Source organism: Streptomyces longispororuber, assembly GCF_014656095.1.
In the GTDB taxonomy this organism is placed as follows: Bacteria; Actinomycetota; Actinomycetes; order Streptomycetales; family Streptomycetaceae; genus Streptomyces; species Streptomyces longispororuber.
On sequence record NZ_BNBT01000342.1, the window covers coordinates 1 to 625 of the forward strand.

Annotated in this window: 1 protein-coding gene; it reads left to right on the top strand. The window is 75.2% G+C overall.

All coding sequences use genetic code 11. From position 1 onward, the window contains the following. A partial coding sequence (locus IE330_RS38545; protein WP_229926240.1) for an AMP-binding enzyme occupies positions 1 to 625 on the top strand: 625 nt, incomplete at both ends.

Below are 625 nucleotides of genomic sequence, written 5' to 3' on the forward strand. Positions count from 1 at the left end.
CGCACCGACCACCAGGTCAAGATCCGCGGCTACCGCATCGAGACCGGCGACATCGAGACCACCCTCCTCACCCACCCCGGCGTACGGGAGGCCGTCGTCCTGGGGCACGAGCACGCCCCGGGAGACACGCGCCTCGCCGCGTACGTGGTGGCGCCGGAGGGGACGGCCGCGCCGACGCCGGCCGAGCTGGCCGCGCACTGCGGGCGCGACCTGCCCGAGTACATGGTCCCGGCCGCCTTCACGGTGCTCGACGCGCTGCCGCTGAACGCCAACGGCAAGGTCGACCGGCGCGCTCTGCCCGACCCGTCCGAGGCCGTCACCGAGGCGGAGTTCACCGCCCCGGTGACGGAGACGGAGATCCGGCTCGCGGCCGTCTGGGAGCGGGTCCTCGGGGTGGAGCGGGTCGGCAGGCACGACAGCTTCTTCGCGCGGGGCGGCCACTCCATCCTGGTGATCAAGGTGGTCGCCGCGGCCCAGCAGGAGAAGCTGCCGCTGTCGCTGTTCATGCTGTACCAGCACGAGACCCTCGCCGATCTCGCGGCGGCCGTCGACGCCGCCGTGGCCGCCGAGCGGGCCGCCGAGCGCGAGCGGGCCGCGGCCGAGGCCGCCGAGAAGGCCGGGGCGG